A 3371-nucleotide genomic window follows, 5' to 3' on the forward strand; every position below is an offset into this window, starting at 1 on the left:
GAAGCTGTCAAGGCTTATCTGGAGTCCAAGGGCATTGAAAAGAACCGTATCTACACCGAAGGTAAAGGCGAAACCCAGCCCGTGGCTGACAACAAGACCCGCCAAGGTCGCGCCAAAAACCGCCGCGTTGAAGTTGAAGTGGTGGGTACGCGTGCCAAGTAATTGGTTCCTGTCCTGATTCTTCAGGCTCAACAAAAAACCCGCTCCGGCGGGTTTTTTGTTGTTTGCGCGCTATCGTTATGTCGAATGAATTGATTTGAATTTCACGATCAAGTCTGGAAATGCGTTTCAGTTGGATTCTTTTGAATGCTAGGGTTTACCCTAAAATCGCCACATCAGGGTTTATGGGTAATTCCTCCGATAACTGCAAGAACAGGGTGAGCGATGCAAGAAAATTCCGCGTTGGTTCAACGCTTGAGCGACGCTCTCGAGGTCATTAACGTTCGCATTGCCCGACTGGCCTCGGCACTGCGCGTTCCCTTGAATGACGATTCAGCACTGCATGCCTTGATGTCTGCACAACCGGCACAGCCCGTTGTCAATGAGCGTTGCAAGACCTCGATCGCGTTGGCTCGCGTCAACCTTGACGCTGATCGACGACAGGCGCATTTACAAGAGGAATTGCGTGGTTTGTTGGTCTTGCGCTATCGCATGGAGGCTAGCAGTCTGGATGCCAACGGCTTGACCGTGACAGAGCAGGCGATGGTTCAGGTGGAGGAGCATTTGCTGCGACGGGGCTTCAAACCCGGTGCAGATGGTTTGCGACTGGACGAGTTTTTTTAATGTTTTGGAATTGACATGAATTTGTTCTCGAATACCGAACTGATCGAAAACTACACTTTTTCCGAGATCACGCTCGGACAAAGTGCCCGCTTGTTGCGCACCCTGACACTTGAAGACATCCAGGCGTTTGCCGCTGTGTCTGGCGACACCAACCCGGCGCACCTGGATTCGGTCTATGCCAGCGATAGCCTGTTTCATGGCGTGATCGCCCACGGCATGTGGAGCGGGGCGTTGATTTCTGCGCTACTGGGCACACAATTTCCAGGTCCTGGCACCATTTACCAGGATCAGGCGCTTCATTTTGTCAAACCGGTTCGTGTGGGCGACACGCTTACCGTCACGGTGACCGTGTCAGCACTGAACCCTGAAAAAAAGAGTCTCGAGCTCGATTGCAAGGTGATCAACCAACGCGGTGAGTTGGTTCTGAGCGGTGTGGCCAAGGTGCTGGCACCCATCAACAAGGTGCGCTTGCCGCGCATCACGGCGCCGCAGATTCAATTGTTCGACCCGCAATTGCGCTTCACACAATTGCTTGCCCTGGGTGAAAAGCTTGAGGCTGTGCGCTGTGCGGTGGTGCACCCCTGCGATGCGGGCTCGCTCAGCGGCGCCATGGATGCTGCACGTTACGGCCTGATCGTGCCGGTGCTGATCGGCCCGGAGGTGCGCATTCGTCATGTGGCAACCGAGGCAGGTATGGATCTGACCGGCGTCGAGATTTTGAACGTGCCGCACAGCCATGCGGCAGCTGAAAAAGCTGCCGAAATGGCGGCTGCATGGGAAGTCGAGATGCTCATGAAGGGCAGTCTGCACACTGACGAACTCATTCACGCGGTGCTGGCCAAGCCGGCCCTGCGCACCGGTCGGCGCATGTCGCATGCGTTTCGCTTTGATGTGCCGCTGTACCACAAGCCACTGCTGATTACCGATGCCGCACTCAACATTCGCCCCACGTTGCAGGAAAAGGTGGACATCATCCAGAACGCCATCGATTTCGCGCGTGTCATGGGGGTCGCTGAGCCCAAGGTGGCGATTTTGTCGGCAGTGGAAACTGTCAACCCCAACATTCCCTCCACGCTCGATGCGGCGGCACTGTGCAAAATGGCCGAGCGCGGCCAGATCACCGGCGGCATGCTCGATGGGCCACTGGCCTTTGACAATGCCATCTCGCTGCAGGCAGCGCAAATCAAGAACATTGAATCAACGGTGGCTGGCCACGCCGATATTCTGGCAGTGCCTGATCTGGAGAGTGGCAACATGCTGGCCAAGCAGTTGGAGTACCTCGCTGGCGCCAGTGGTTCCGGCATTGTGCTCGGTGCCCGGGTGCCCATTGCCCTGACCAGCCGGGCCGACGGCCCCTCCAATCGGGTGGCTTCGGCCCTGCTGGCTTTGCTGGTAGCGCACAACGCGCGTCGCGACCAGCCGCGCCCGGTCTGGTAAGGATTCGACATGGCGATCTTGTCGGTCAACGCGGGCTCTTCCTCTCTTAAATTTTCACTTTATCCACTGGAACAAGGCAAAGTCCTGCCGCAATTGCTCAGTGGCAGCATTGAGGGGCTCGAGCCGGCCGGCTCACCTGAAATGTGCTGGACCTTCCAGGGCCGGAGCCAAATTCGCAGCCTGAATCTTGGCACCGAGCAAATGTTTTCCCAGGCGCTGCTGAGTTTGCGTGAGTTGCTGGCCGAACTGCCGGGCACCCCGGCGCTGCAGGCCGTGGCGCATCGGGTGGTGCATGGCGGCGCCAGCTACCGTGCCAGCGTGGTGGTGAGCGACCCTGTTTTGGCTGACCTGACAAGGCTCAATTCGCTGGCGCCACTGCACCAGCCACATAATCTGGCGGGCATCAGGGCCTTTGCCGCAGCCTTTCCCGAGGTGCCGCAGGTGGCTTGTTTTGATACGGCCTATCACGCCACCTTGCCCGAACTTGATTACCGCTTTGCCCTGCCCGAGGTCTTGTTCGAGCGGGGGCTGCGCCGCTATGGTTTCCATGGCCTGTCGTACCAGTATGTGATGGGCGTGCTGCTGCACCACAGCGCACGCGCCAACGCCCGGGTGCTGATGGCCCATCTGGGCAACGGCGCCAGCTTGTGCGCGGCGCGTGCGGGCAAGAGTTGCGCCACCACCATGGGTTTTTCGGCGCTCGATGGCCTGATGATGGGCACGCGTACCGGCGCGCTCGATGCCGGGGTCTTGCTCTACTTGCTCGAGCAGGGCTGGGACCACGACCGCCTGCAACAGCTGCTCTACAAACAAAGCGGCCTGCTGGGTGTGTCGGGCATCTCGGCCGACATGCGCCGCCTGCGCGCCGACAGCTCAGCCAGCGCCAAACTGGCCGTTGACATGTTCACCTACCGCGTGTTGCGCGAAAGCGGTGCTTTGGTTGCCTGTCTGCAGGGGCTTGACGTGTTGGCCTTCAGTGGTGGCATTGGCGAGCATGATGTGGCCTTGCGCAGCGAGGTCGGCCAGCGGCTGGCCTGGCTGGGCGTGGTGATTGACCCGGTGCGCAACTTGCAGGCTACGGGTGACCAGGTCATGGCCATCCACGCCGCCGGCAGCACGATCGAAGTTTGGGTTGTTCCCACCGACGAGGG

General features: G+C 59.0%; 4 protein-coding genes. All 4 read left to right on the forward strand.

Going from position 1 to position 3371, the window contains the following annotated elements; all coding sequences use genetic code 11:
• On the forward strand, positions 1-162 hold a 162-nt coding region (locus tag IBX54_RS13735; protein ID WP_296543223.1), incomplete at its 5' end, for an OmpA family protein.
• A gap of 222 nt (positions 163-384) precedes the next feature.
• On the forward strand, positions 385-783 hold the full coding sequence (locus IBX54_RS13740) for a hypothetical protein (protein WP_296543220.1): 399 nt from the start codon (positions 385-387) through the stop codon (positions 781-783).
• 15 nt (positions 784-798) lie between these two features.
• Positions 799-2220, forward strand: a complete 1422-nt coding sequence (locus IBX54_RS13745) for a bifunctional enoyl-CoA hydratase/phosphate acetyltransferase (protein ID WP_296543221.1) — start codon at positions 799-801, stop codon at positions 2218-2220.
• Positions 2221-2229: 9 nt separating this feature from the next.
• Positions 2230-3371: acetate/propionate family kinase (locus tag IBX54_RS13750; RefSeq protein ID WP_296543222.1), on the forward strand; the 1142-nt coding region annotated here is incomplete at its 3' end.

Origin of the sequence: Rhodoferax sp. (assembly GCF_014859475.1) — a bacterium.
Taxonomy (GTDB): domain Bacteria; phylum Pseudomonadota; class Gammaproteobacteria; order Burkholderiales; family Burkholderiaceae_C; genus Rhodoferax.

Coding starts and splice junctions, on each gene's coding strand:
- IBX54_RS13740 (WP_296543220.1), top strand. CDS start 385: ATGCAAGAAAATTCCGCGTTGGTTCAACGCTTGAGCGACGCTCTCGAG.
- IBX54_RS13745 (WP_296543221.1), top strand. CDS start 799: ATGAATTTGTTCTCGAATACCGAACTGATCGAAAACTACACTTTTTCC.